Below are 23825 nucleotides of genomic sequence, written 5' to 3'. Positions count from 1 at the left end.
GCTACGCGCCGGGCTCGGCGTCCAGCACCACGACGTCCTGGGCGGCGAAGGCGATGCCCACCCGCTCACCCACCTCGGGTGCCTCCCGCAGCGCGCAGGCCGCCTGCACCTGAGGTCCGCCGGACGGCTGGAGCAGCAGGGTGACATGGCTGCCGCGGAACGTCCGGGCCGTGACCGTGGCGGGCAGGCCCTCGGCGGCGGGGGTCAGTCGCACCCCGGCGGGGCGTACGAGCAGCCGGCACGGCCCGTTCGGGGTGCCCTCCGGGACCGGCACCTTGCCCCAGGGCGTGCCGGCGGCCTCGCCCTGCACCGTCGCCTCGACCACGTTGTCGAAGCCGAGGAAGCGGGCGACGAACTCCGTGGCCGGCCGCCGCCAGACCTCCAGCGGCGTGCCGGTCTGCGCGATCCGGCCGTCCTGCATCACCACGACCCGGTCGGCGAGCGCGAAGGCCTCCTGCTGGTCGTGGGTGACGGCCAGCACCGTCGTGCCGAGGTCGCCGAAGAGCCGGCGGAGTTCGACGACCAGCCGTTCCCGCAGCCCGCGGTCGAGCTGGCCGAGCGGCTCGTCCAGCATCAGCAGCCGGGGGCGCGGGGCGAGCGCACGGGCCAGGGCCACCCGCTGCTGCTCGCCACCGGACAGGGAGGCCACGGCGCGCCGTTGGGCTCCCGGCAGTCCGACGAGGTCCAGCAGTGCGGCGACCGTGCGGTCCTGGTCGGCGCGCGAGGCACGCCGCATCCGCAGCCCGAAGGCGACGTTGCCCGCGACATCGCGCTGCGGGAAGAGCTGGTGGTCCTGGAACATCAGCCCGACCCCGCGCCGGTGTGTGGGCACTCCCGACTGGTCGCTCCCCTCCAGCAACACCTGTCCCGCATCGGCCTGTTGGAGGCCGGCGACCACCCGCAGCAGAGTGGACTTGCCGCTGCCGCTCGGCCCCAGTACGCAGACGATCTCGTGCGCGGCGACCTCCAGGTCCACCGCGTCCAGCGCGGGGCGCCCGGACGTGCCGAAGCGGACGGTCACCCCGTCCAGCCGCAGCAGCTCGCGCGCCGTGCTCTCGTTGCGTGCCGTCATCTAGAACTCCCCGGAATGATCGGTTCGCGCGCGCTCCAGGACCAGCAAGGCGCCGGCGCACACCACCATCAAGATGGTCGACAGGGCCATCGCCTGCCCGTAGTTGAGCTCTCCCGCGCGCCCCAGCAGCCGTGCCACGGCCACCGGGAGCGTCGGCTGGTCCGGCCGTGCGATGAAGACCGTCGCGCCGAACTCACCGAGCGACACGGCGAAGGCGAAGCCCGCGGCGATCAGCAGCGCCCGCCGCACCATCGGCAGATCGACCTCGCGCCACACCCGCCACGGCGAGGCGCCGAGCACGGCCGCCGCCTCCCGCAGCCGCCCGTCGACGGCCCGCAGGACGGGCAGCATGGTGCGGACCACGAACGGCACCCCCACCAGCGCCTGGGCGAGCGGGACCAGCCACCACGAGGCGCGCAGGTCCAGCGGTGGTTCATCGAGGGTGATCAGAAATCCGAAGCCGACGGTGACCGCGGAGACGCCGAGGGGCAGCATCAGCAGCGCGTCGAAACCGCGGACGAACCTGCTTGCCATGGGGATCCGCCCGGACGGGCCCCGGCTCAGCCCCGGGAGGGTCAGCGCGGCGGCCGCCAGCCCGCCCACCACCAGGGCGATGCCGGTGGCGGCCGCCCCGTAGGCGAGGGAGTTCCACAGGGCCTCCAAGGGGGCGACGACGAAGGTGCCGTCACCGGCCCCGGCGGAGCGCAGCGACTCGTAGAAGACCGCTCCGTAGCCGTCGGGCCCGGCGAACGACCGCTCCACGAGCACGACCAGCGGGGTGATCAGCAGGACGGCGATGACCAGGAGCGTCGCCCACAGCAGCGCCCACTGGCCGCGACCGCGCGGCCGGTGCGCGGTCTGCGAGGCGGCGACGAGCCGGAGGGTGGACTCCCTGCGGCGCACGGTCCAGGCGTGCAGCGCCAGCACTCCCAGCACCGCCGCGAACTGGATCATGGTGAGGACGGCGGCGGTCGGCAGGTCCAGGAAGTCCGCGGTCTGCCGGTAGATCTCCACCTCCAGCGTCGAGAAGGTGGGGCCGCCGAGAATCTGCACCACCCCGAAGGAGGTGAAGGTGAAGAGAAAGACCATCAGGGCGGCGGCCGCGACGGCCGGTCCCAGCGCGGGCAGCGTCACCCGCCGCCAGGCCGCGAACCGTCCGGCCCCCAGCACCCGCGCCGCCTCTTCCTGGCGCGGATCGAGCTGCCCCCAGAGCCCGCCGACGGTCCGGACGACCACGGCGTAGTTGAAGAAGACGTGCGCCAGCAGAATCGCCCAGACCGAGCTGTCCAGGCGCAGCCCCCACAGGTCGTCCAGCAGCCCGCCCCGCCCGACCAGCGCCAGGAATGCCGAGCCGACGACGACGGTCGGCAGCACGAACGGCACCGCCACCACCGCCCGCAGCAACCGCTTGCCGGGGAAGTCGAAGCGCGCGAAGACATACGCGCCGGGCAGCGCGATCAGCAGCGTCAGCCCGGTCGAGGCGGCCGCCTGCCAGAGGGTGAACCACAGCACGTGCACGACATCCGGGTCGCTCAGCACGGCCCCGAACCGGCCCAGCTGCCACTGCCCGCCGTCCTTGAGTCCGCGCCCGACGATCGCCACGACCGGGTAGGCGAAGAACAGCGCGAAGAAGGCGAGCGGCACGGCCATCAGGCCGAGCCGCACCGCCGTTCCCCGCGCGGGCCGTCTGCTCCGGGCGCCGGCTACTTCAGAACGAGTGAGGACCACTGCTTGATCCACTGTTCGCGGTTCTCGGCGATCGCGTCCGGGGCCAGCGTCGCCGGCTTGTCGATCTTCGCACCGTACGTCGTGAACAGCTCCGGCAGCTTGGCGTCCTTGCGCGCCGGGTTGACGAACATCTGCAGCGGCACGTCCTCCTGGAACTTCTTGCTCAGCAGGAAGTCCAGCAGCGCCTTGCCGCCCTTCTCGTTCTTCGCGCCCTTGAGGAGGCCGCCGAACTCGATCTGGCGGAAGCAGGTGCCGGTCGCGACGCCGGTCGGTGCCTGCTTGGGCGCCGGCTTCTTGCCGAGCACCTCGACGGGCGGGCTGGAGGCGTAGGAGACCACCAGCGGCTTGTCGCCCTTGCCCTTGCCGGCCCCGGAGCCCGAGAACCGCTCGTTGTAGGCCTGCTCCCAGCCGTCGACGACCTCGACGTCGTTCGCCTTGAGCTTCTTCCAGTAGTCCTGCCAGCCGTCCTTGCCGTAGGTGGCGACGGTGGCGAGCTGGAAGGCGAGCCCCGGGGAGGAGGTCGCGGCGTTCTCGGTGACGAGCAGCCCCTTGTACCGGGGCTTGAGCAGATCGTCGAAGGTCTTCGGCGGCGCGATCTTGTGCTGGTCGAAGTAGGCCCGGTCGTAGTTGACGCAGATGTCGCCGTAGTCGAGCGGGGTGACGCGGTGCTTGCCCTTGTCGAGCTGCAGCGCGGCCGGGACGCTGTCCAGCCCCTTGGCCTCGTACGGGCTGAAGAGGTCCGCGTTCAGACCGCGCGAGAGCAGGGTGTTGTCGATGCCGAAGAACACATCGCCCTGGGGATTGTCCTTGGAGAGGATCGCCTGGTTGACGGCCTTGCCGGCGTCGCCGCCCTTGAGGAGCGTGACCTTGTAGCCGCTCTCCTTCTCGAAGGCGTCGAGCAGGGGCTTGGGGAACGAGTCGTGGCTGACGAGCGTGACGGTCTTGGCGTCCGCGCCGTCACCGTCCGAGGTGCCGCACGCGGCGAGCGCGGTCATGCCGAGTGCGGCGGCGAGCGCGCTCGCGGTGATCCTTCTGGTGGTGCTCACTGATTTCCTCCTGGCTGGCCAGGAAGAGACGCGGCCCCGCCCGGTGTCCGCGGCTCACGGCGTCCGAAGACGCACGAAAGGGAACATCCGGGCAGGGCGCAACAGCATGAGTGACGACCGAACTTCCTACCCGGAATGACCCGGGCGAGGTTCAAGGGTCTGCGGGCGCCGTAGGACTACGACGCTTCCGCACTCTCAGCGCTGTGGCGCTCCCCTGTCGGAATGTGCATTTGTTCGACGACACCGTACCAGCGGGCGTTCAGCGCTCCGAGGCCGCGAGCTGCCCGCAGGCCCCGTCGATCTCCTGACCGCGGGTGTCGCGGACGGTCACCGGCACGCCGTGCGCCTCGATGGCCTGGACGAACGCCCGCTCGTCCTCGGGGCGCGAGGCGGTCCACTTCGAGCCGGGCGTCGGGTTCAGCGGAATCAGGTTCACATGGACCCGCTTGCCCTTGAGCAGCCGTCCCAGCAGGTCACCGCGCCAGGCCTGGTCGTTGATGTCCCGGATCAGGGCGTACTCGATCGAGATCCGCCGCCCGGACTTCTCCGCGTACTCCCAGGCCGCGTCCAGCACCTCACGCACCTTCCAGCGCGTGTTGACGGGGACGAGCGTGTCGCGCAGCTCGTCGTCCGGCGCGTGCAGCGACACCGCGAGCCGGCACTTGAAGCCCTCGTCGGCGAACCGCAGCATCGCCGGGACCAGACCGACCGTGGAGACCGTGATCCCGCGCTGGGACAGGCCCAGGCCGTCCGGCTCGGGGTCGGTCAGCCGCCGGATGGCGCCGACCACCCGGTTGTAGTTGGCGAGCGGCTCCCCCATCCCCATGAAGACGATGTTGGACAGCCGCGCCGGTCCGCCCGGCACCTCGCCGTCGCGCAGCGCGCGCATCCCGTCCACGATCTGGTGCACGATCTCGGCGGTGGACAGGTTGCGGTCCAGCCCCGCCTGCCCCGTGGCGCAGAACGGGCAGTTCATACCGCAACCGGCCTGCGAGGAGATGCACATGGTGACCCGGTCCGGGTAGCGCATCAGCACCGACTCGACGAGCGTGCCGTCGTGCAGCTTCCACAGGGTCTTGCGGGTGGTGTCGTTGTCGCACGAGATGTGCCGCACGACGTTCATCAGGTCCGGCAGCAGCTCGCTCGCCAACTTCTCGCGCGCCGCCGCCGGGATGTCGGTCCACTGCGCCGGGTCGTGCGCGTAACGGGCGAAGTAGTGCTGCGACAGCTGCTTGGCGCGAAAAGGCTTCTCACCGATCGCGGCCACCGCTTCACGGCGCTCGACGGGACTGAGATCGGCAAGGTGCCGAGGAGGCTTCTTGGCCCCGCGCGGCGCGACGAAAGTGAGTTCTCCGGGTGCAGGCATGGTGGGTCCAGTGTCGCAGATCGTCCAGGTGGGCCAGGCACTAGCCGGTGTGGGACAGGTCCTGCAGGTGAGCGGCCAGTACCTGGCGGCACCGCTGCGCGCCCAGGATGTCGGGGTGGTGTACGGCGCTGAGGGAGAGGCCGTCCAGGAGGGACGCCAGGCGCTCGGTCTCGAGGTCGACGTCGCATCCGGGGCGCAGGGTGCCGGACTCGTCGAGCCGGGTGAGGACGCGGTGCGTCAGCCTTCTGGTGCCGGCGGCGGCCTGGTGCGCGAGTTCCTGGAAGGCCGGATGGGTGCGGGCCGCGGCGTTGAAGTCGAGGAAGACGGTGACCTCCGCGCGGCGGCGTTCGTCGAGCGGCAGCAGCTCGGCCAGGAGGTCGGTCACCAGGCGGAGCCGTTCCGCACGCGGGTACCGACTCAGATCCCCGATGCGCTCGACATGCTGGAGCAGCCGTTCGGAGAGCGCGCCGAGCATCGACTGCATCGCGAAGTCCATCAGCTCCTGCTGGCTGGCGAAGTAGTGGCGCACCGAACCGATGTTGAGTGCGGCCTCGTCGGCGACGGCGCGCAGCGAGGTGCGCTGCAGGCCGTCCCGTACGACGACTCGGTACAGGGCGGCGACGACCTCGCGGCGGCGGGCGTCCGGATCCACGACCTTCGGCATGGAGCCTTTATATCACGCGCATGATATATTGTTTTTTATCACAAGCCTGATATAAAAACGGGAGGACTCATGGAGCGGTACCTCGACCTCATGCTCATCAGGTTCGGCATCCTCGCGGGCGGCCTGGTGATGCTGGCCCTGGTGGTCTTCGCCGTGGCCGTGGCGCTGAAGCGCAGGGGCCGGCTCGATCAGGCCCGCCGGTACGCGGACCCCGCCCTGCGCGCGGCACTGCGGGCCGCCGCCCGCCGCCTGGAGGACGGCCCCGCCCGCCCCCGGCAGCGGGACGGCCGGCGATGAACGGCCTCGCCCTCGACGCGTCCTCTCTCGCCCACCATCTGCTGATGGACTACGTGGCCAAGTTCCTCATCGTCATCGTGGCGCTGATCGTCCTGGCGGTCGGGATGACGGTGATCTGGCGGCGGGCGGGCCGCGGCGCGGAACGGCGGGACGGCGGCCACGGGGGACGGATGGCCGCGCGGGAGGAACCGAGCCGTGGCGGTGACGCGTCGAGCCACGGCGGTGCGGGGCGCCGGGAGCGCCGGGAGCCATGAGGGGCGGGCCCACCGGGGCCCCCGACCCCCAAGGCGGCCGCCCGCCTTCGCCCGGCGGCTCCCCTCTCCGTACCACCCAGCCGACACCCGACGCCCAACACCCAAAAGCCCCCCACCAGCGGTATTCCACTGGTAGGGGGCCTCTGTGTCACCCGCGGGGCCGGACGGCCCGAGGCGTCGGGGTCAGCCCGACCCCACGAAGACCACGAACAGCAGCCAGACGACCGGGGCGGTCGGCAGCAGCGAGTCGAGACGGTCCATGATGCCGCCGTGACCGGGGAGCAGGGTGCCCATGTCCTTGATGCCCAGGTCCCGCTTGATCATGGATTCGCCGAGGTCGCCGAGGGTGGCACTGGCCGCGACCGCGAGGCCGAGCAGCAGACCCTGCCACCAGGCACCGTGCCGGATGAGGAACTCCATGCACAGCGCGCCGGCCACCATCGCGAAGAGCACCGCGCCGACGAGCCCCTCACGGGTCTTGCCGGGGCTGATCCGCGGCGCGAGCTTGCGCTTGCCGAACCGCCAGCCGACCGCGTAGGCGCCGGTGTCGCTGACGACCGTCAGCAGCAGGAACGTCAGGACCCGCTGCGGCCCGTCGGCCTCGGCGGCGAGCATCAGCGCGACGAACGTCGCGAGGAAGGGTACGTAGAACGCCGCGAACACACCGGCGGTGACGTCCCGCAGGTAGTTCTCGGGCGCCTCGGTCATGCGCCATACCAGGACGGCCAGCGCGGTGAGCGCCATCGCCACCCAGGCACCCTCGGCGCCGCGGACGTACCCGGCGACCACCATGGCGGTGCCACCGACCGCGAGCGGCACCAGCGGCACCTTGATGCCCTTGCGCTCCGCCAGCCGCGAGGTCAGCTCCCACAGCCCCACGACGACGGCGATCGCGATCACGCCGATGAAGACGGGCTTGTAGACGAAGAGCGAAGCGAGGATCACCGCGCCGAGACCGACGCCGACGCCTATCGCGGCACGCAGATTGCGCCCCGCGCTCTTCTTCTTCGGCCGCTCCGAGTCCGGCGCGCGGTCGGACCCGGAGGAATCGGGGAAAGCAGTGGGCATGGGCTCCTGCGGCTTTTCTTCGCGGAACAGGGGGCCGCTCAGGCGAGCAGCCCCCCGGTCGTCCGGGTGGTCCCGGCTATCCCGGATGTCCCGTTGTTCCCGGTCGTCGTCCTGGTGGCCGCCCGGCTCGGGCACGATGGGCATGGGCCGAGTCTGCGCCGCGTCGCCCCAGTCGTGCACGGGACCCGCCGAGGCGGGGGGCGCCACCCCGCGAAGCGAGGAGGCCGGTCCGTGGTCGGGCGGTCCCCATCGACCGGCGCCGGGCGGGGCCCCCCAGGATGACTCGTTCATCAGACCTCGAGGAGCTCGGATTCCTTGTGCTTGAGCAGCTCGTCCACCTGCGCGACGTACTTCGCGGTGGTGTCGTCGAGCTCCTTCTCGGCGCGGCGCACCTCGTCCTCGCCGGACTCCTTGTCCTTGACGAGCTTGTCCAGCGTTTCCTTGGCCTTGCGGCGGACGCTGCGGATCGAGATCTTGGCGTCCTCGCCCTTGTTCTTGGCGACCTTGATGAACTCCTTGCGGCGCTCCTCGGTCAGCTCGGGGAACGTCACCCGGATGATGCTGCCGTCGTTGCTCGGGTTGACGCCGAGGTCGGAGTCGCGGATCGCCTGCTCGATGTTGCGCAGCGCACTCTTGTCGAACGGGGTCACCACGGCCATCCGCGGCTCGGGAACCGAGAACGACGCCAGCTGGTTGATCGGCGTCATCGCACCGTAGTAGTCCGCCACGATCTTGTTGAACATCGCCGGGTGCGCACGCCCGGTGCGAATCGCGGCGAAGTCCTCCTTGGCGACCACGACGGCCTTCTCCATCTTCTCCTCGGCCTCGAGGAGGATCTCTTCGATCACCACTTGCTCCTGGTCTTTTCGGTAAGAAGCAGAGCCTCGCCCCTGCCGCGCGTCTTCTCCTGCACGGTGTCCGACCGGCAGGCGGTTGTCCATCCCCGTACCGAGGGTCTTACCCCGGCTGGGAGTTGCCGCCCGTACAGGCCGATGCCCGTACGGAATCGCGGCAGTTGAGGCCGTCAGGCCCGGGTGTCCTGATCGCTGACGAGCGTGCCGATCTTCTCACCCTTCACCGCGCGCGCGATGTTGCCCTCGGCGAGCAGCTCGAACACGAGGATCGGGAGTTTGTTGTCCCGGCACAGCGTGATGGCCGTGGCATCGGCGACCTTCAGGTCGCGGGTGATGACCTCACCGTATTCGAGGGCGTCGAACTTGACCGCGTCCGGGTTCTTCTTGGGGTCGGAGTCGTAGACCCCGTCGACCCCGTTCTTGCCCATCAGCATGGCCTCGGCGTCGATCTCCAGGGCGCGCTGGGCGGCGGTGGTGTCGGTGGAGAAGTACGGCATGCCCATACCGGCGCCGAAGATGACGACCCGGCCCTTCTCCAGGTGGCGCACCGCGCGCAGCGGAATGTACGGCTCCGCCACCTGTCCCATGGTGATGGCCGTCTGGACGCGGGAGTCGATGCCCTCCTTCTCCAGGAAGTCCTGGAGGGCCAGACAGTTCATGACCGTGCCGAGCATGCCCATGTAGTCGGAGCGGGCCCGGTCCATACCGCGCTGCTGGAGTTCGGCGCCGCGGAAGAAGTTGCCGCCGCCGATCACGATAGCGATCTCGTAGCCGTCGCGTACCACGGCGGCGATCTCGCGGGCCATCGCGTGCACGATATCGGGGTCGACGCCCAGTCCGCCGCCGCCGGCGAACGCCTCGCCCGACAGCTTCAGCAGGAAGCGTCGCCTTCCGCCGTTACCGGCATGGTCTGTGTGCGCGCCGTCGGCACCGTGATTCATTGAGCTCTCCTCGTGCACATACGAAGAAGGCCATTGCCGTGGGTCTGGTCCAGATCCCTCTGCGGCAATGGCCTCCTCGTCACATCTGCGGTCGACCGTTGAGCGGCCGACTGCGTACGACCCTAGCGGGGTCGTAGGTCATTCGCTGCCTTCGCGGCAGGCTCAGATGCCGACCTTGATGCGCGAGAAGCGCTTCAGGGTGACACCGGCCTCCTGGAGGACCTTCTCGACGGACTTCTTGTTGTCGAGCGCGTACGGCTGGCCGAGCAGCGTCGCGTCCTTGAAGAAGCCGTTGAGGCGACCCTCGACGATCTTCGGCAGGGCAGCCTCGGGCTTGCCCTCCGCGCGGGTGGTCTCCTCGGCGACGCGACGCTCGGCCTCGACGACCTCGGCCGGGACGTCGTCCTTGGAGAGGTACTTCGGGGCGAACGCGGCGATGTGCTGCGCGACACCCTTGGCGACCTCGGCGTTCTCCTTGTCGAGCTCGACGAGGACACCGATCTGCGGCGGCAGGTCGGGCATGGTGCGGTGCATGTACGCCGCCACGTAGCCACCGGTGAACTGCGCGAAGCGGTCCAGGACGATCTTCTCGCCCAGGTTGGCGTTGGCCTCGTCGACGAACGCCTGGACGGTCTTGCCGGCCTCGATCTCGGAGGCGAGCAGGGCCTCGACGTCGGCCGGAGCGGTCTTGGCGACGTGCTCGGCGATCTGGTTGGCGACGGCCTGGAACTTCTCACCCTTGGCGACGAAGTCCGTCTCGCACTTCAGCTCGACGATGACGCCGGAGGTGTTGTCGCCGGCGATCACGGAGACCACGGCGCCGTTCTCGGCGGAGCGGCCCTCGCGCTTGGCGACGCCCTTCTGGCCCTTGATGCGCAGCGCCTCGACGGCCTTGTCGACGTTGCCCTCAGCCTCGTCCAGGGCCTTCTTGCAGTCCATCATGCCGGCGCCGGTGAGCTCACGGAGCTTCTTGACGTCAGCGGCGGTGTAGTTCGCCATGGTCTGTGAATCTCTTCTCGAAGTCTCGAAGTCGAACGATCTACGGGTGGACGGCGGGGGCGGCGCTTGTGGCGCCCTCCCCCGCCGTCAACAACCGGTCCGGAATCAGGCCTGCTCGGCGTCCGCGGCCGGCTTCTCGGCCTCGGCGGCCGGGGCCTCGGCGGCCGGGGCCTCGGCGGCGGGGGCCTCGGCGGCGGGCTCGGCGTCAGCCTTCTTCTCGCCCTCGAGCAGGTCGCGCTCCCACTCGGCCAGCGGCTCGGCGGCAGCGGCCTTCTCGCCGGGCTTCTGGTCGCCGGTGGCGGCACCGGAGCGGGCGATGAGGCCCTCGGCGACGGCGTCGGCGATCACGCGGGTGAGCAGGGTGACGGAGCGGATCGCGTCGTCGTTGCCCGGGATCTTGTAGTCGACCTCGTCCGGGTCGCAGTTGGTGTCGAGGATCGCGACGACCGGGATGTTGAGCTTGCGCGCCTCACCGACGGCAATGTGCTCCTTCTTGGTGTCCACGATCCAGACGGCGCTGGGCACCTTCTGCATCTCGCGGATACCGCCCAGGGTCTTCTCCAGCTTGGCCTTCTCGCGGGAGAGAACCAGGAGCTCCTTCTTGGTGAGGCCGGAGGCGGCCACATCCTCGAAGTCGATCTGCTCGAGCTCCTTCAGGCGCTGCAGGCGCTTGTAGACGGTCGAGAAGTTGGTCAGCATGCCGCCGAGCCAGCGCTGGTTCACGTAGGGCATGCCCACGCGGGTCGCCTGCTCGGCAATGGCCTCCTGGGCCTGCTTCTTCGTGCCGACGAACATGACGGAGCCGCCGTGGGCGACGGTCTCCTTGACGAACTCGTAGGCGCGGTCGATGTACGACAGCGACTGGAGCAGGTCGATGATGTAGATGCCGTTGCGCTCGGTGAAGATGAAGCGCTTCATCTTCGGGTTCCAGCGACGGGTCTGGTGCCCGAAGTGGACGCCGCTCTCCAGCAGCTCCCGCATCGTGACGACGGCCATGGCCGTACTCCTTGTTGTTCTCGGTTCCACTACGGCCGGTCGGCCGCAGTGCCTGACGCCCCGACGCGCCTGCCGGGGAAGACACCTTGCGGAGCCGTCCGAGGACCGAGGGGCGCGGCCGTCGTGCTGCCCGAAAGGGACTGGTGCACTGACGGCGGGGCGTGCGAAGTCGACCCGGTGACCCGGATCGCCACCAGAAGTGTACGGGACTGCCGATGCACCGGGCGACACGCACCATTTCGAAGCCCGAGCGAGTGAGGCCCGACCCCCGGACGAGTGACACCGTTGTCCACAACCGGCCCCCCATCCACAGATCCGAACCAAGATCCCCACGCCTCGGCCGATTCCGTCACGGTCGACACATGCGACATGACAAGCGGCAAGAAACGCGACGGAATCTCGGGGCGAGCGGCGGGGGCGGCGATGGCTTCGACGGTCGGCGGGATCACAGCGGACGCGGTGACGACAGTGGCTTCCGCCAGCGCCCTGGGCTCGATGGCCTTCGCGGGCTCTGTGGACTCGGTGGACTCGGTGGACTCGGTGGACTCGGTGGACTCGGTGAAGGCAACGTGACCGGGGCGGCGGGACGGGCACGGTGCGGGTTACGCAGCCGGCTACGACGCCGACCGATCCCCCGCCCCCCACGCCCGCCCCGGTCCGGCCTCCTGCCACCCGCGCCGGCGCCCTTACCCCCGACACCACCCGACAAGCGGTACGGACACGGGCCGAGCTGCTTCTTTCCCGCCCGCGCGCTGGGCGTACTCCTGGCCCCGGCCACGGCAGCACTGCTCGCCGTCCCGTCACTGGCCCTGGGCGTCCCACTCGCGCGCACCGCGGTTCCGGCCATGGCCGCGGTGGCGGCGCGCGGCGCGGAGCTGGTGGGGATGGCGCAGGGGACAGAGCAAGGCGGGCCAAGCGAGCGGGATGATGCCGGGAACCCTGCGGACCGGCGAGGTGTGGAACGAGCCTGGCCGGTGGAGGGGCCGGCGGGCATACGGCCCACGGTGCTACGCGGATGGGAACCGCCCCCATCACCATGGGCGGCCGGACACCGCGGCGTCGACCTCGCCTCCCCCGCCGGCGCGACGGTACGGTCCGCCGCGCCCGGCCGGGTGGCGTACGCGGGAACCGTCGCCGGCCGCGGCGTGCTGACCATCGAAGTGTCCCGCTCGGGCCGGCCCCCCTTTCGCACCACGTACGAGCCTGTACGCCCCACGGTCCGGAAAGGCCAGCGCGTGACAGCGGGCCAGCAGGTCGCCGTCCTGCAGCGCGGCCCGTTCCACTGCCGTGCACCGTGCCTCCACTGGGGCCTGCGGCGCGGCAAGACCTACCAGGACCCACTGTCGCTCCTGCCCAGGAGCATGCGCAGCGGCGGCCCGTCACGCCTCCTACCGGTCTTCGGGGTTCCGCTGCCGCCGGGCGGCCGTACCGTTCCGCGCGGACCGGAGTCACCGGAGCCAACAGCCCAGGAGGGGAGGCAGGGCCCGCCGGTGGCCGGCCTCATGGGAGCGGTCGCTCTTGCCGCCGCAGCGCTCTGGGCGCTCGGCCGACTCACACCTCGCCGTTCGACGGGGGGAGGGACGCACCGGGAGTGGAGCCGAGACCGGGGCTGACACGGGCAACGCCCCCGGTGGTGAGTAATCGCGTCTGCTGGTGACGACTGGGAGGCGTGGGGCCACCAGGCCAGCGGCCAGGGCAGGGGCCGAGGGCAGGGGCAAGAACTCAGGAGCCAGGGCCAGAGGAGCCAGGCACGGGGGGGCCAGGGCTTGTGAGAAACCAGGGCACGGGGGCCAGAGAGCCATGAGGCAAAGGAGGGGCGAGAGGGGGGTGGGGAGGGGCGGGGGCGGGGGCCCGGGGGGGAAAGCCCCAGACCGTGCCGGTCAGGGTGGCTCCCAGGCGCAAGATCAACTGCCGGGTCGGTCCTCGGCAGAAGTGGCCCCGGCGTTCGGTACGAACCGGCTCAATCGATACGTGGTCGGGTGGGCCACGCGCCCGCAGAGTGTGTCCATCCGGGTCATGGACCAGTCGATCTGCCCGTGCTCGGCCCGTAGGCGACGGACCTGGGCGCGCCACTCTGACGGGTCCTGGGTCTCGACGATCACTTCCCAACGCCCCGCGTCAGCGCCGAAGCGGGCGGAAACCCGCTGGCCGGCCTCCTGCTGCCGCCGATTCCTCTTTCTCTGTCCCGGCATGGACCCAGCCTCGCGGCTCACCGTCACCGCGGCAAGATCTTTCCTTGAGCCAGGCCCCCGCCAACTCCGCGCGGCAGTGGGAGTGAAGCCGGGTGGGGCCGGTGGAAGGAAGGCCCCTGGCCTCGAGCCCCGGGATCAGGTGTGGGCGACGCCGTGGAGAACCATGGCGACCGCTGCCTCCGTGATCTCGTTCGGGTCTTCCGCGGCGCCCAGCTCGATGCGGCGGACCGCGGCGTCCACGACGCCCTGCAGGAGCATCGCCGCGAGTCGCGGTTGTTCGTGGCCGAGGTTGGCGAGCGCTTCGACGATCATGGCGATGAGTCCGCCGTGTGCGGCGCGGATCTTCTCGCGTGCGCCCGCGTCCAGCTCGCCGGCCGAGATGGCGACGACGGCTCGGTGGCGCCGGTCGCCGACCAGCGCCAGCTGCCGGCGCACATACGCCTCGATCTTCTCCTCGGGCGGGTCGACGCGCTGCATCGCCGCTTCGACCTCGGCGGCCCATACGGGGAAGTCGACCGCACACAGCTCTTCGACGACGGCGGCGCGCGAGCGGAAGTACTCGTACACGGAGGAGCGCGCGAGTCCCGTGCGCTCGGCGAGGGCGGGGAAGGTCAGCGCTTCCGTTCCGCCTTCGGACAGCAGGGAGCGGGCGGCGTCCAAGAGGGCGCCGCGCTGCATGGTCCGGTGCTCGGCCACAGAGGCCGCTCGAATCCTGGGCACGTCACCACTCTACGGATGGCACGCCCGCCGCGGCACTCCGCCCGGCGACACGAATCGGGCAGACGGCTCGGAAACACCGCTCGGGAAGGTGTGGCCCCGCGAGCTGACTCAGCGTCCGACGTCGGCGAGCTTCGCCCTGAGCTGCAGCACGGACTTGGTGTGGATCTGGCTGACCCTGCTCTCCGTGACGCCGAGGACATTGCCGATCTCGGCGAGCGTGAGTCCCTCGTAGTAGTAGAGCGTGACCACGGTCTTCTCACGTTCGGGAAGGGTGTTGATGGCCCGGGCGAGCAGCCGGCGCAGCTCTCGGTCCTCGGCGATCTCGACCGGGTTCTCGGCGGCCGTGTCCTCGAGGGTGTCCATCAGGCTGAGTCGTTCCCCGCCCTCGCCGCCGACGTGCAGCAGCTCTTCCAGCGCAACCACGTTCGCCAGGGACAGCTGGCTGAACACGCTGTGGAGTTCCTCCAGCGCGATGCCCATCTCCTCGGCGACCTCCGCCTCGGACGGGGTGCGGCGCAGCTGCGCTTCGAGGGTGGCGTAGGCACGTTCGACGGCGCGGGCCTTCTGGCGTACGGAGCGCGGGATCCAGTCCAGCGCGCGCAGCTCGTCGATCATCGCGCCGCGGATGCGGGTGATGGCGTAGGTCTCGAACTTGATGGAGCGCTCGGGGTCGAATTTCTCGATGGCGTCGATCAGCCCGAAGACTCCGGAGGAGACGAAGTCGGCCTGCTCGACGTTCGGTGGCAGTCCGACGCTGACGCGGCCGGCGACGTACTTGACCAGCGGGGAGTAGTGCAGGATCAGCTGCTCCCGCAGTCGCCCGTCGCCAGATGCCTTGTAGGAGCGCCACAGCTCGTCGAGCGAGCTGGGCGGGGCGGGGCGCACGCTGCCGCGTGCGGCGGGTGGTACTGCCGCACGATCAGACCCGGAGGTGTGCTGGGGCATTCGTCGCCTTGAGCCGTTCTGCCGAGACGCGGGTGGATGGATGCATGAGGGTTGAATTTGCCTGTGAGCGTAGCGTGACCGGAGTGTCGCGGTACGCGAGGAAGCCAGGTTCGGGCGTGCGCAGATACGTTCCGCTGCCCGCACCTCAGGGTTACCTCGTACGGCGTGTCGACACCCGGATACGGTGCCGGGTGCACGCGTTCGGAGGGTCGTGCGGACTGGCGCGGTGACGCGGCGCGCGGGAGCCCGGTGCTCCGTTGGGCCACATCGGTGTCCCCTCACGGGTCGGACTCATGCGCCGAAGCATGGCAAACCTGGATTCTGCGGTCATTCCCCTCACCCTTTCACCCGTTCGCCCCAGGTCAAGTACCGCCTCGCCGGGAACCGTCGGTCGCATCGGCGCGTCGCGTCAACTCCCAGCGGTCGCCGCACCTTTGCACGAATCCCAGGGACTGCAGCTCGAGGAGTTTCCCCTGGGCGACGTCGCGGGGTGTGCCCGCTTCCCGGGCGAGGTGCTCGACGTCCGCGCTGCCGCGGGCCGGAAGCGCCTCCCACAGACGGGCTGCGACCGGATCCAGGAGGTCGCGGATGAGCGTCGGGCCGCATCTCTCGGGGGCGAGGTCGCCGATGGCGCCGACGAGTTCGATGACCTCGACCGCGTCGGTGACCACCAGGGCCTCGCCGCGCAGGAGTTGGTGGACTCCGGCGGACAGGCCGCTGGTGACGGGCCCCGGCATGCCCATCGTGAACCGCCCCAGGCTCGTCGCCCGTCGGGCGGTGACCAGTGAGCCGCTGCGGAGTTCGGCCTCCACGACGACGGTGCCTCTGGTCAGTGCGGCGATGACCCTGTTGCGTTGGATGAAGCGGCTGCGAGTGGGGTGGTCGCCGGGCGGTAACTCGGCCACGACCAGGCCCTGTTCGATGATTCGTCCGATCAACTCGGTGTGACCGCGCGGGTAGATGTAGTCGACGCCGGAGGCGAGTACGGCGACGGTGGCGCCGTCCGCGGCCAACGCGCCACGGTGGGCTGCGCCGTCGATGCCGTAGGCGGCCCCCGAGACCACCGTCCAGCCGCGGTCGGCCAGGCCGGCGCTGAGGGCGGTGGCCAAGTGGGCGCCGTATTCGGTACAGGCCCGTGCGCCGACGACGGCCACGGAGCGCAGCGCCCACATCCGGAGGTTGGTTCTCCCGCGCACCCACAGGCCGATGGGGCGGGCGTCTCCGAGGTCGTCCAGCTGGCCGGGCCACTCCTGGTCGTTGGGGCAGATGAAGCGGCCGCCGAGTGCGGTGACCGCGGCGAGGTCCTCCTCGGGGCGTGCTCGGGAGGCGCGCAGCCTCAGCCCCGCGATCTTTGTCGGGCTTGCGCCTGGGGGCGGGTGGGCGTCGTCGTCGGACAGCGCCTGCCACAGGGCCACGGGGCCCATCTGCCGCAGCCAGCGGCCGGCGGTCTCGTCGCCTGGTTCGAGGATCCGGGTGAGGGCGGCGCGAGCCGTGCGCTGCGGTTCGTGGTCCTCGTGGGGAGCGGGAGGCCGGGCGGCCGCCGGGCGCGGCGCGACGCATGGCACGACGGTCGCCGACACTGGGTGGTCCGGGGCGGCCGCCGGCAGGGGGTGATCGGGGGCGACCGCCGGATCGGGCAAGCGGCCCGTTTCGTCCGCCTCGCTTTGCGACACGTGGGTGACGAAGCCCCATGCGTCGATCTTGTGGTCATCGGGTCCGTTCATGGCTCACCTCTGCTCGCTTGGCGGCCGAGTGGCCGCGGTCTCCCGTTCGCCGGCGCCTGTGGTCCTGCCACCGCCCGCGCCCACTGTGATCGGCGCTCCGCGGCGGACGCCGGTGCGCAACTCCAGGGCCCAGTCGACGTCCTCCCGGGTCGGGCGGTCGCGGCCGGCCAGGTCGGCGGCGGTCCAGGCGACACGGAGGACACGGTCGAGGCCGCGGGCCGTGAGGAGGCCGCATTCGAGGTCGCGTTCCGCCTGGGCCAGGGCGCCGGGGTGGACCTGCCAGCGGGTTCGGAGTTCATGGCCGGGGATCTCGCTGTTGGTCCGCCAGGGGGTCCCGGTGAGGCGGGCCTCGGCGCGTTCGCGGGCCGCCCGTACGCGTTCGGCCACGGTGGCGGTGGATTCGGCACGGCGGCCGAGCGCGATCAGTTCGGAGCGGGCCACCGGTTCCACGCAGATCCGCAGGTCCACCCGGTCCATCAGGGGCCCGGAGAGGCGGGCGCGGTAGCGGCGGACGGAGGACGGCCGGCATTCGCAGCCGCCGCCGACGGTGCCGTGCCGCCCGCAGGGGCAGGGGTTCGCGGCGAGGGCGAGGAGGAACCGGGCGGGCATGCGCATCATGCCCGCGGCCCGGGCGACGACGACGTGCCCGGATTCCAGGGGCTGGCGTAAGGCGTCCAGGACGCGGGGGCTGCACTCGGCGGCCTCGTCCACGAAGAGCACGCCGTGGTGGGCGAGGGACACCGCTCCGGGGCGTGGCAGCCCGGTGCCGCCGCCCACGAGGGAGGCCATCGTCGCGGAGTGGTGCGGGGCGCAGTAGGGCGGTCGGTGTACCAGGGGCTGTCCGGGCGGGAGGGTGCCCGCTACCGAGTGGACGGCGGTGACCTCCAGGGATTCCTTGGGGGTCAGCGGTGGCAGCAGCCCGGGGAGGCGTTCGGCGAGCATGGTCTTGCCGGCACCGGGCGGGCCTTTGAAGAAGATGTGGTGGCGTCCGGCGGCGGCCACCTCCAGTGCTCTGCGGGCACCGTGCTGGCCTGCGACATCCGCGAGGTCGGGGCTGTGGTCGCCGCGTGGCAGGCCCGCGCCGGCGCCGGTGCCGGGCACGGCCAGCCCGGCCAGTAGGGGGTCGGGGCGGCCGTCTTCCGGCCGGTCCTCCTCCTCGGGCACCGCCTCGTCGGCGAGGACGGCGATCAGCTGGCGCAGGCTGCGGACGCCGAGGACGGAGATGCCGGGCACGAGTGAGGCCTCGGCAACGGCTCGTTCCGGGACGACGACCTGGCGGTATCCGGCGTCGGCGGCGGCGAGAACGGCGGGCAGCACGCCGCGTACGGGGCGGACCCGACCGTCCAGGCCCAGTTCGCCGATCATCATCAGGTCGGTGAGTTCGCGGGGGTCGAGGCGCTCGGCGGCGCCGAGGACCGCGCAGGCCACGGCCAGGTCGAAGCCGCTGCCGCTCTTGGGTACCGAGGCCGGGCTGAGGCCGACGGTGAGCTTCTTCTGCGGCCATTCGGCGCCGGAGTTCACGACGGCGGCGCGCACCCGGTCCCTGGACTCGACCAGGCTCTTGTCGGGGAGCCCGACGAGGGTGAAGGCCGCGACGCCCGGTTCCAGGTCGGCCTGGACCTCGACGACGACGCCCTCGACCCCGACCAGGGCGACGGAGCAGGTGCGGGCGAATGCCATTTACACCACCCCCCGTGCGTGCTGGACGACGGGGGCGCCGCGCGACGGCACGAGGACGCCGATGACGTCGATCCGGACGCCGCCGGGCGGTGGGCCGCCGTGCCGCTCCAGCCAGCGCTCGGCCAGCAGGCGCAGCCGGGCGGTCTTCTCGGGGCGTACGGCCGCCATGGGGTGTTCGTAGCTGCCGGCGCGACGGGTTTTGACCTCGCAGACGACCAGGGCGTCGCCGTCGGAGGCGACGATGTCGATCTCGCCCTCCCGGCAGCGCCAGTTGCGGTGCAGGATCCGCATGCCGGCTTCGATGAGCCGCCGGGCGGCCAGGTCCTCGCCGTAGCGGCCGAGTGCCCGTCTGCGGACGTCGGTGGGCTTGGTCGCGGGTGGCCTGCCGGCGGCGGGCCTGCATGCCGCACGCTGCCTGCCGCCCCGCCTCCCCCGCGCCCCACCCCGGGGGTCCCTGGCTTGCGCGTCACCCCGGGTGGGTACGTCACCGGTCTGCGCGTCACCCCTGGTCTGCGCGTCGCCCTCGGTCCGTGCGTCGTCCCCGGCCCTGCGGCCGGCCTGCATGGCGTTCATGCGGTACCACCTCCGGCACCGACTGTGACGCCCTCGCCCCGATCTTTTGGATCTTGGTGGACAACGGGCCGATTGTGGATAACTCACTCACCCACACGTGCCGCACAGGGCGCGCCATCGAGCCACGGAGGGCACGCCGGACGCCCGGCCGCCCCGAGGCCCGCAGCCCGCGTCCCGCGGCCGGCTCAGCTCCCCGGGAGGTCCAGATCGCTCTTGTTGAGCTCCTCGATGTTCACGTCCTTGAACGTCAGGACGCGCACCTGCTTGACGAAGCGAGCCGGGCGATACATGTCCCAGACCCAGGCGTCAGCCATCGAGACCTCGAAGAAGACCTCGCCCTGAACCGAGTGCACCTGCATCTCGTAGTCATTGGTGAGGTAGAAGCGCCGCTCGGTCTCGATCACATATTTGAACAGACCGACGACGTCGCGGTACTCCCGGTAGAGCTTCAGCTCCATCTCGGTCTCGTACTTTTCGAGGTCCTCGGCGCTCATGGCAGATCCCCTTCAGCCGTGCGTCCCCCCATTGTGCGTCAGACCCTCTCGGTCTCCAGCTGCACCGGCGCATTGGGGGGCCCTTCGTCGAGCAGCGTGCGCAGCAGCTCGGCGAGTCTGGTCGGATACACCGTCTCATGGGACGCGGACAGTTCCTCCGAAGTCCACCACCTCAGCCCCGAGACGCTGCGCCGTTCCAGGTCCGTGTGCCCGCCGGTGTCGGTGGCGGTCCGATCGGTCCTACCCAGGTAGTACCACTCATCCTGCTCCCAGCGCCGCCCGTCGAAGGGAAAGGCGCAATGCCGCTTCCACAGGACCGGGCCGAGGACGACATCGGTGATCCCGGTCTCCTCGGCGAGTTCGCGCCGGGCGGCCTCTTCACGGCTCTCACCGCCCTCCAGGCCACCGCCGGGGGTGAACCACCAGGTCTCGGCGCGCCGGTCCGGTTCGAAGCCGTGGAGCAGCAGGATCCGGTCATCGGGGTCGAGCAGCACGACGCGGGAGACCCGCCGTACGCCGGCCGGGTCCGGCTCCCCGGGGACCGCGGGCCCACCGCCCTCGGCCTGCCTCCCCGCATCCCGCTCACCCACGCCGACGCGCCCCGCGCCGGGCGATCGGCCCGTAGGCCGCGCCGCCGAGGATGAGGACCGCGCCCGCGACCACGGCCAGGGTGATGGGCTGCAGAGGTCCGGGCTGGGAGATGCCACCGGGGAGGTCGGAGAAGCCGGCCGGGCGCTGCATCATCCCGATGCTGCCCAGGGGCCAGGCGCGGGCGTCGACGCGGGCCTGGACGGCGCTGCGCGGCACCGAGCCGTGGTCGCCGTCGGTGAGGTGGACGCGGGAGTCGGCGGAGTCGCTGCGGTGGTCGCCGAGGAGGAAGAGCTGGCCGGCGGGCACCGTGGCCTTGAAGCCGACGGGCGAGGCGGGCCCGCTGCCCTGCAGATACGGTTCCTCGATGGGGATGCCGTTGACGGTGAGCCGACCCTGCTTGGTGCAGCAGGAGACCTTGTCACCGCCGACGCCGACGACGCGCTTGACCATCGGCAGGTCGCCCCACACGGAGTCCTGGAAGACGACGATGTCGCCGCGGCGTATCTCGGAGCCGTCCACCCGCTCGGCCATGACCCTGGCCCCGGCCGCGATCGTCGGGGACATCGAATCGGTCGGCACCGTATAAGGGCGGTAGATCAGCGCCCCCCATACGAAGCCGCCCAGGAACAGCGCACAGCCGACGGCCACGGCCAGACCGGACAGCACACTGCCCGTGGTCCGGCCGCGGCCGTCGGTCCTGCGTTCCGTACTGCTGCTCATCCCAGCTCCCACCCCGCGGACCGGTCCCGCGTCGAAGATCCGGGACGGCACCTTACCTGGGGTTACGCTCTCCGGTCAGCCTCCGGCGGCGCCACATTACGAGCGGCACCGCGCCGGCCAGGCCCAGAGCGGCCGGAGCCGCCGCCATCGCCTTGTTGATCCCGGGCTGGTCGAAGGTGTCCGGCACCGGCAGGGTAGCCCAGCGGTTGATGGGCCAGGCGATCGTGAACGCCCGGCCGACGACCTCGTCCTCCGACACCGTGCCGTTGCCCTTGAGGTTCTGGTGGTAACGGGAGTCGAGGGAGTCGTCACGGTGGTCGCCCATCACCCAGATCCGCCCCTCGGGGACGTGGATCGGGCCGAAGGCGCGGTCACCGCAGGGCGTGGCGCCGGGGAAGATGTACGAGTCCTCCTTGAGCGCCTTGCCGTTGACCTTGACCGGGCCGCTGCCGTGGCACTCGACGGTGTCGCCGCCGACCGCGATGACCCGCTTGATCAGGTCCTTCTCCTCGGCCGAGGGCATCAGACCGATGAAGCTGAGGACCTTCTGGACGGGGTTGGGCTCGGGCGTCGGGGTCTCGTTCAGCCAGCCGCCCGGGTCGTGGAAGACGACGACCTCGCCGCGCTGCGGCTCGGAGCCGAACCACGGCGTCAGCTTGTCCACCAGGACCCGGTCCCCGCGCTGCAGGGTGTCCTGCATCGAGTCGGACGGAATGGAGAACGCCTGCACCAGGAACGTCTTGATCAGCAGCGCCAGGAGCAGGGCGATGCCGATGAGGATCGGCAGCTCTTTCCAGAAGGCGCGCGGCTTCTTGGCCTTCTTCATGCTGCCGCTCGCCTCCTCGCCCGCTGCCTGGTCCAACGTATCGGACGCGTCCGAAGTGTCAGGCTTGCCCAACGGCACCCCGCGCTGCGGCTCCGGCTGTGACTGTGGTCGTGACTGATGCACGGAACTCGCCGCCGGCTGCGGGGTCTCACCGCGCCTTGCCGGCTCTTCGGGCTCTTCGGTTCCGGACCGCGCGCCGACCGCCAAGTCCCCCACATCTGCTCCTTACTCCATGCACTCGCCCGCCCGTAAGCCGGTGCAGGCCCACCACTCCCATAACGAGCGGGAGTTCCGCAGGGGTCGGGAGTACGGTCAAACTCTCGGGTGACACCCTATGCGGCACGTCCGCCGCGGACGCCCTGGCGCCCGGCGCGTCGCGCACGGTTGCAAAGGTGTCCGGCTCTTCGAGGCGCCGCCAGTGGCTGAACGGCCAGGCGATCACCACGGCCCGGCCCACGACGTTGTCCTCCGAGACCGTGCCACGGTACGGCTCGCTCAGGTGGAAGCGCGAATCCGCGGAGTCCGAACGGTGGTCGCCCATCACGAAGATCCGTCCGGTGGGGACGGTCACGGTGAACTTGATCTGGGAGGGCGGGTTCCCCGGATGGACGTACGGCTCGGTCAGCGGGGCGCCGTTGACGGTGACCCGGCCCTGCTTGTCGCAGCATTTGACGGTGTCGCCGCCGACCGCCACCACCCGCTTGATCAGGTCCTGCTCATCGGCGGACGGCAGCAGCCCGATGAAGGTCATGGCGTCCTTGACCGGCTGGAAGGCGCCCCCGTCGTCGGTGGGCTTGACCTGCTCCCCCTTGAGCCATTTGCCGGGGTCCTTGAAGACGACGACATCGCCGCGCTCCGGCTTGGAGCCGAACCACGGCGTCAGCTTGTCGACCAGGACCCGGTCGCCGATCTTGATCGTCTGCTCCATGGAGCCCGACGGAATGACGAACGCCTGGACCAGGAAGGTCTTCAGGACGAGGGCGATGGCCAGGGCCACGCCGATGAGGATGGGGATTTCCTTGAGGTAGGAGCGCTGCCTGCGGCGTTTGATGCGCTTGGCCTGGCGCCGCCGCTCGGCCCGTCCGCCGGTGGCGGGCCGTCGTGGCTGCCGGCCGTCCCCGCCGGGCCCCTGGGGCTCGTCGTGCGCCGCGGAGTCGCCGTACCCGCCCGCGGAGCCGCCGCCGGCGCCGTCGGCGCCGGCGCCGCGTCCGGGCCTGCCGGGGCTCTGCCGTCCGTGGCGGGGGCGTCCGCGGCTACCCATGGGGGCCTGCCGCGGCGGGTATCCGGTCGAAGGACCCTGGCGTGTCGATGGTGCGCCAGCGGCCGACCGGCCAGGTGATCAGCTCCGCACGGCCGATGACCTTGTCGACGGGGACCGTGCCGCCGCCCGGTTGGCCGAGGTGGTCGCGGGAGTCGCTCGACTTGGCGCGGTGGTCCCCCATGACCCACAGCTTCCCCTCAGGCACCACGATGTCGAACTCCACCGAGGACGGAGCGTCCCCGGGGTGGAGGTAGCCCTCGCTCACGGGCTCACCGTTCACTTCGATCCGCCCCCGTCTGTCGCAGCAGGTCACATGGTCACCGCCGATGCCGATCACGCGCTTGACGTAGTCGGTCTCGGCGGGCCGGGCCAGTCCCAGCGCCGCGCCGGCACCGCGCACCAGCCCCGTGACGGGATTCTCCCCCTGCTCCCTGTGAACGAAAGACCCGGTGCCGTCGAACACCACGACTTCGCCCCGCGCCGGATCGCTGCCGAAACGGTACGCCAGCTTGTTGACCAGCACCCGGTCCCCGATCTGGAGGGTGTTCTCCATCGAGGAGCTGGGGATCAGAAACGGCTGTGCGACCACCGCGCTGAGCACCAGGGCGAACGTCAGGCACAGCGCGAACAGGGTGACCGGCCGATGGCGCAGACGGGCCGCACGGGTGAGGAAACGCGCGAAGCGCGACCCCTGCTCCGGCCCCTTGTCGGGGGTGGGAGAGGGGTCGCGCTCCGTGAGTTGTGCGTCGGTGTCCATCGGGGCCCGAGCCTATCCGGCCACGTCCGGACATCGGACGCGAGAGTCGCTTTGCGT

At 70.9% G+C, this 23825-nt stretch carries 25 protein-coding genes and 1 riboswitch; of the genes, 4 read left to right on the top strand and 21 right to left on the bottom strand.

The window, feature by feature from the left end:
- Nucleotide 1: 1 nt before the first annotated feature.
- The 5 genes from WAB15_RS29335 to WAB15_RS29315 all read right to left on the bottom strand — a co-directional run bounded on the left by WAB15_RS29335 (nt 2) and on the right by WAB15_RS29315 (nt 5876).
- On the bottom strand, nt 2–1072 hold the full coding sequence (locus WAB15_RS29335; RefSeq protein WP_407288058.1) for an ABC transporter ATP-binding protein: 1071 nt from the start codon (nt 1070–1072) through the stop codon (nt 2–4).
- A complete protein-coding gene (locus WAB15_RS29330) occupies nt 1073–2800 on the bottom strand; it encodes an ABC transporter permease (RefSeq protein ID WP_407288057.1) in 1728 nt (575 codons plus the stop codon).
- Nucleotides 2776–3846, bottom strand: a complete 1071-nt coding sequence (locus tag WAB15_RS29325) for a thiamine ABC transporter substrate binding subunit (RefSeq protein ID WP_407288056.1) — start codon at nt 3844–3846, stop codon at nt 2776–2778. Before WAB15_RS29325 ends, WAB15_RS29330 begins: the two co-directional genes overlap by 25 nt.
- Nucleotides 3847–3951: 105 nt before the next feature.
- Nucleotides 3952–4072, bottom strand: a riboswitch (TPP riboswitch).
- A 33-nt stretch (nt 4073–4105) separates the two neighbouring features.
- Nucleotides 4106–5212, bottom strand: a complete 1107-nt coding sequence (gene rlmN / locus WAB15_RS29320) for a 23S rRNA (adenine(2503)-C(2))-methyltransferase RlmN (protein WP_399147205.1) — start codon at nt 5210–5212, stop codon at nt 4106–4108.
- 40 nt (nt 5213–5252) lie between these two features.
- Complete coding sequence (locus tag WAB15_RS29315) at nt 5253–5876, bottom strand: TetR/AcrR family transcriptional regulator (protein ID WP_399147204.1); 624 nt, start codon at nt 5874–5876, stop codon at nt 5253–5255.
- A gap of 69 nt (nt 5877–5945) precedes the next feature.
- Between WAB15_RS29315 and WAB15_RS29310 the strand changes: the two genes are divergently transcribed.
- Together WAB15_RS29310 and WAB15_RS29305 are read left to right on the top strand one after the other, a co-directional pair.
- Nucleotides 5946–6173 (top strand): hypothetical protein, encoded by a 228-nt coding sequence (locus tag WAB15_RS29310; protein WP_407288055.1) that lies wholly within the window; start codon nt 5946–5948, stop codon nt 6171–6173.
- Complete coding sequence (locus tag WAB15_RS29305; RefSeq protein WP_407288054.1) at nt 6170–6427, top strand: hypothetical protein; 258 nt, start codon at nt 6170–6172, stop codon at nt 6425–6427. Before WAB15_RS29310 ends, WAB15_RS29305 begins: the two co-directional genes overlap by 4 nt.
- Before the next feature lie 183 nt (nt 6428–6610).
- Here the strand turns inward: WAB15_RS29305 and WAB15_RS29300 are convergent, their stop codons facing one another.
- The 5 genes from WAB15_RS29300 to rpsB form a co-directional block, all read right to left on the bottom strand.
- Entirely contained in the window at nt 6611–7786 is a 1176-nt protein-coding gene (locus WAB15_RS29300; RefSeq protein ID WP_407288053.1) for a phosphatidate cytidylyltransferase, read from the bottom strand.
- Nucleotides 7786–8343, bottom strand: coding sequence for a ribosome recycling factor (gene frr / locus WAB15_RS29295; RefSeq protein ID WP_393493801.1), 558 nt, complete (start codon nt 8341–8343; stop codon nt 7786–7788). Before frr ends, WAB15_RS29300 begins: the two co-directional genes overlap by 1 nt.
- Nucleotides 8344–8519: 176 nt before the next feature.
- Entirely contained in the window at nt 8520–9290 is a 771-nt protein-coding gene (gene pyrH, locus WAB15_RS29290; protein WP_384433583.1) for a UMP kinase, read from the bottom strand.
- A gap of 162 nt (nt 9291–9452) precedes the next feature.
- Nucleotides 9453–10289: a translation elongation factor Ts gene (tsf, locus tag WAB15_RS29285; protein ID WP_399147200.1), complete on the bottom strand. Its 837-nt coding sequence runs from the start codon at nt 10287–10289 to the stop codon at nt 9453–9455.
- A gap of 105 nt (nt 10290–10394) precedes the next feature.
- Nucleotides 10395–11285, bottom strand: coding sequence for a 30S ribosomal protein S2 (rpsB, locus tag WAB15_RS29280; protein WP_399147199.1), 891 nt, complete (start codon nt 11283–11285; stop codon nt 10395–10397).
- A gap of 369 nt (nt 11286–11654) precedes the next feature.
- Between rpsB and WAB15_RS29275 the strand changes: the two genes are divergently transcribed.
- Both WAB15_RS29275 and WAB15_RS29270 read left to right on the top strand, forming a co-directional pair.
- Nucleotides 11655–11858, top strand: a complete 204-nt coding sequence (locus WAB15_RS29275; protein ID WP_407288052.1) for a hypothetical protein — start codon at nt 11655–11657, stop codon at nt 11856–11858.
- Between the two features lie 272 nt (nt 11859–12130).
- A complete protein-coding gene (locus WAB15_RS29270; protein ID WP_407288051.1) occupies nt 12131–12898 on the top strand; it encodes a murein hydrolase activator EnvC family protein in 768 nt (255 codons plus the stop codon).
- 714 nt (nt 12899–13612) lie between these two features.
- Here the strand turns inward: WAB15_RS29270 and WAB15_RS29265 are convergent.
- The 11 genes from WAB15_RS29265 to lepB (WAB15_RS29215) all read right to left on the bottom strand — a co-directional run bounded on the left by WAB15_RS29265 (nt 13613) and on the right by lepB (WAB15_RS29215) (nt 23768).
- Complete coding sequence (locus tag WAB15_RS29265) at nt 13613–14173, bottom strand: TetR/AcrR family transcriptional regulator (RefSeq protein ID WP_399147243.1); 561 nt, start codon at nt 14171–14173, stop codon at nt 13613–13615.
- Between the two features lie 132 nt (nt 14174–14305).
- On the bottom strand, nt 14306–15142 hold the full coding sequence (gene whiG, locus WAB15_RS29260) for an RNA polymerase sigma factor WhiG (protein WP_399147196.1): 837 nt from the start codon (nt 15140–15142) through the stop codon (nt 14306–14308).
- Between the two features lie 362 nt (nt 15143–15504).
- Nucleotides 15505–16866: a DNA-processing protein DprA gene (gene dprA / locus WAB15_RS29255; protein WP_407288050.1), complete on the bottom strand. Its 1362-nt coding sequence runs from the start codon at nt 16864–16866 to the stop codon at nt 15505–15507.
- 3 nt (nt 16867–16869) lie between these two features.
- Nucleotides 16870–18546 (bottom strand): YifB family Mg chelatase-like AAA ATPase, encoded by a 1677-nt coding sequence (locus tag WAB15_RS29250; RefSeq protein WP_407288049.1) that lies wholly within the window; start codon nt 18544–18546, stop codon nt 16870–16872.
- Nucleotides 18547–18867 (bottom strand): YraN family protein, encoded by a 321-nt coding sequence (locus tag WAB15_RS29245; RefSeq protein WP_399147242.1) that lies wholly within the window; start codon nt 18865–18867, stop codon nt 18547–18549.
- Between the two features lie 437 nt (nt 18868–19304).
- The gene (locus WAB15_RS29240) at nt 19305–19613 is read right to left on the bottom strand and encodes a DUF2469 domain-containing protein (RefSeq protein WP_003980220.1); all 309 of its coding nucleotides are present in this window, start codon (nt 19611–19613) and stop codon (nt 19305–19307) included.
- A 38-nt stretch (nt 19614–19651) separates the two neighbouring features.
- The gene (locus tag WAB15_RS29235) at nt 19652–20203 is read right to left on the bottom strand and encodes an NUDIX hydrolase (RefSeq protein ID WP_399147193.1); all 552 of its coding nucleotides are present in this window, start codon (nt 20201–20203) and stop codon (nt 19652–19654) included.
- The gene (gene lepB / locus WAB15_RS29230) at nt 20196–20924 is read right to left on the bottom strand and encodes a signal peptidase I (protein ID WP_399147192.1); all 729 of its coding nucleotides are present in this window, start codon (nt 20922–20924) and stop codon (nt 20196–20198) included. Before lepB (WAB15_RS29230) ends, WAB15_RS29235 begins: the two co-directional genes overlap by 8 nt.
- 52 nt (nt 20925–20976) lie before the next feature.
- Nucleotides 20977–21957 carry a signal peptidase I gene (gene lepB / locus WAB15_RS29225; protein WP_407289316.1) on the bottom strand — a complete coding sequence of 327 codons (981 nt, stop codon included), beginning with the start codon at nt 21955–21957 and terminating at the stop codon, nt 20977–20979.
- Complete coding sequence (lepB, locus tag WAB15_RS29220) at nt 21899–23011, bottom strand: signal peptidase I (protein ID WP_407288048.1); 1113 nt, start codon at nt 23009–23011, stop codon at nt 21899–21901. The genes lepB (WAB15_RS29225) and lepB (WAB15_RS29220) overlap by 59 nt, the downstream gene beginning before the upstream one ends.
- A complete protein-coding gene (gene lepB / locus WAB15_RS29215) occupies nt 23004–23768 on the bottom strand; it encodes a signal peptidase I (protein ID WP_407288047.1) in 765 nt (254 codons plus the stop codon). Before lepB (WAB15_RS29215) ends, lepB (WAB15_RS29220) begins: the two co-directional genes overlap by 8 nt.
- Between the last annotated feature and the right edge of the window lie 57 nt (nt 23769–23825).

Source organism: Streptomyces sirii (genome assembly GCF_045690365.1).
Taxonomy (GTDB): Bacteria; Actinomycetota; Actinomycetes; order Streptomycetales; family Streptomycetaceae; genus Streptomyces; species Streptomyces sirii.
Note: the sequence above shows the minus strand (reverse complement) of the source record. Positions and strands in the feature narration are given on the sequence as shown.

Coding starts and splice junctions, on each gene's coding strand:
- tsf (WP_399147200.1), bottom strand. CDS start 10,289: ATGGCGAACTACACCGCCGCTGACGTCAAGAAGCTCCGTGAGCTCACC.
- whiG (WP_399147196.1), bottom strand. CDS start 15,142: ATGCCCCAGCACACCTCCGGGTCTGATCGTGCGGCAGTACCACCCGCC.
- dprA (WP_407288050.1), bottom strand. CDS start 16,866: ATGAACGGACCCGATGACCACAAGATCGACGCATGGGGCTTCGTCACC.
- WAB15_RS29240 (WP_003980220.1), bottom strand. CDS start 19,613: ATGAGCGCCGAGGACCTCGAAAAGTACGAGACCGAGATGGAGCTGAAG.
- WAB15_RS29305 (WP_407288054.1), top strand. CDS start 6,170: ATGAACGGCCTCGCCCTCGACGCGTCCTCTCTCGCCCACCATCTGCTG.
- WAB15_RS29250 (WP_407288049.1), bottom strand. CDS start 18,546: ATGGCATTCGCCCGCACCTGCTCCGTCGCCCTGGTCGGGGTCGAGGGC.
- WAB15_RS29335 (WP_407288058.1), bottom strand. CDS start 1,072: ATGACGGCACGCAACGAGAGCACGGCGCGCGAGCTGCTGCGGCTGGAC.
- rlmN (WP_399147205.1), bottom strand. CDS start 5,212: ATGCCTGCACCCGGAGAACTCACTTTCGTCGCGCCGCGCGGGGCCAAG.
- WAB15_RS29270 (WP_407288051.1), top strand. CDS start 12,131: ATGGCCGCGGTGGCGGCGCGCGGCGCGGAGCTGGTGGGGATGGCGCAG.
- lepB (WP_407288047.1), bottom strand. CDS start 23,768: ATGGACACCGACGCACAACTCACGGAGCGCGACCCCTCTCCCACCCCC.
- lepB (WP_407288048.1), bottom strand. CDS start 23,011: ATGGGTAGCCGCGGACGCCCCCGCCACGGACGGCAGAGCCCCGGCAGG.
- lepB (WP_399147192.1), bottom strand. CDS start 20,924: ATGAGCAGCAGTACGGAACGCAGGACCGACGGCCGCGGCCGGACCACG.
- WAB15_RS29275 (WP_407288052.1), top strand. CDS start 11,655: ATGACAAGCGGCAAGAAACGCGACGGAATCTCGGGGCGAGCGGCGGGG.
- WAB15_RS29310 (WP_407288055.1), top strand. CDS start 5,946: ATGGAGCGGTACCTCGACCTCATGCTCATCAGGTTCGGCATCCTCGCG.
- rpsB (WP_399147199.1), bottom strand. CDS start 11,285: ATGGCCGTCGTCACGATGCGGGAGCTGCTGGAGAGCGGCGTCCACTTC.
- WAB15_RS29315 (WP_399147204.1), bottom strand. CDS start 5,876: ATGCCGAAGGTCGTGGATCCGGACGCCCGCCGCCGCGAGGTCGTCGCC.
- pyrH (WP_384433583.1), bottom strand. CDS start 9,290: ATGAATCACGGTGCCGACGGCGCGCACACAGACCATGCCGGTAACGGC.
- WAB15_RS29300 (WP_407288053.1), bottom strand. CDS start 7,786: ATGAACGAGTCATCCTGGGGGGCCCCGCCCGGCGCCGGTCGATGGGGA.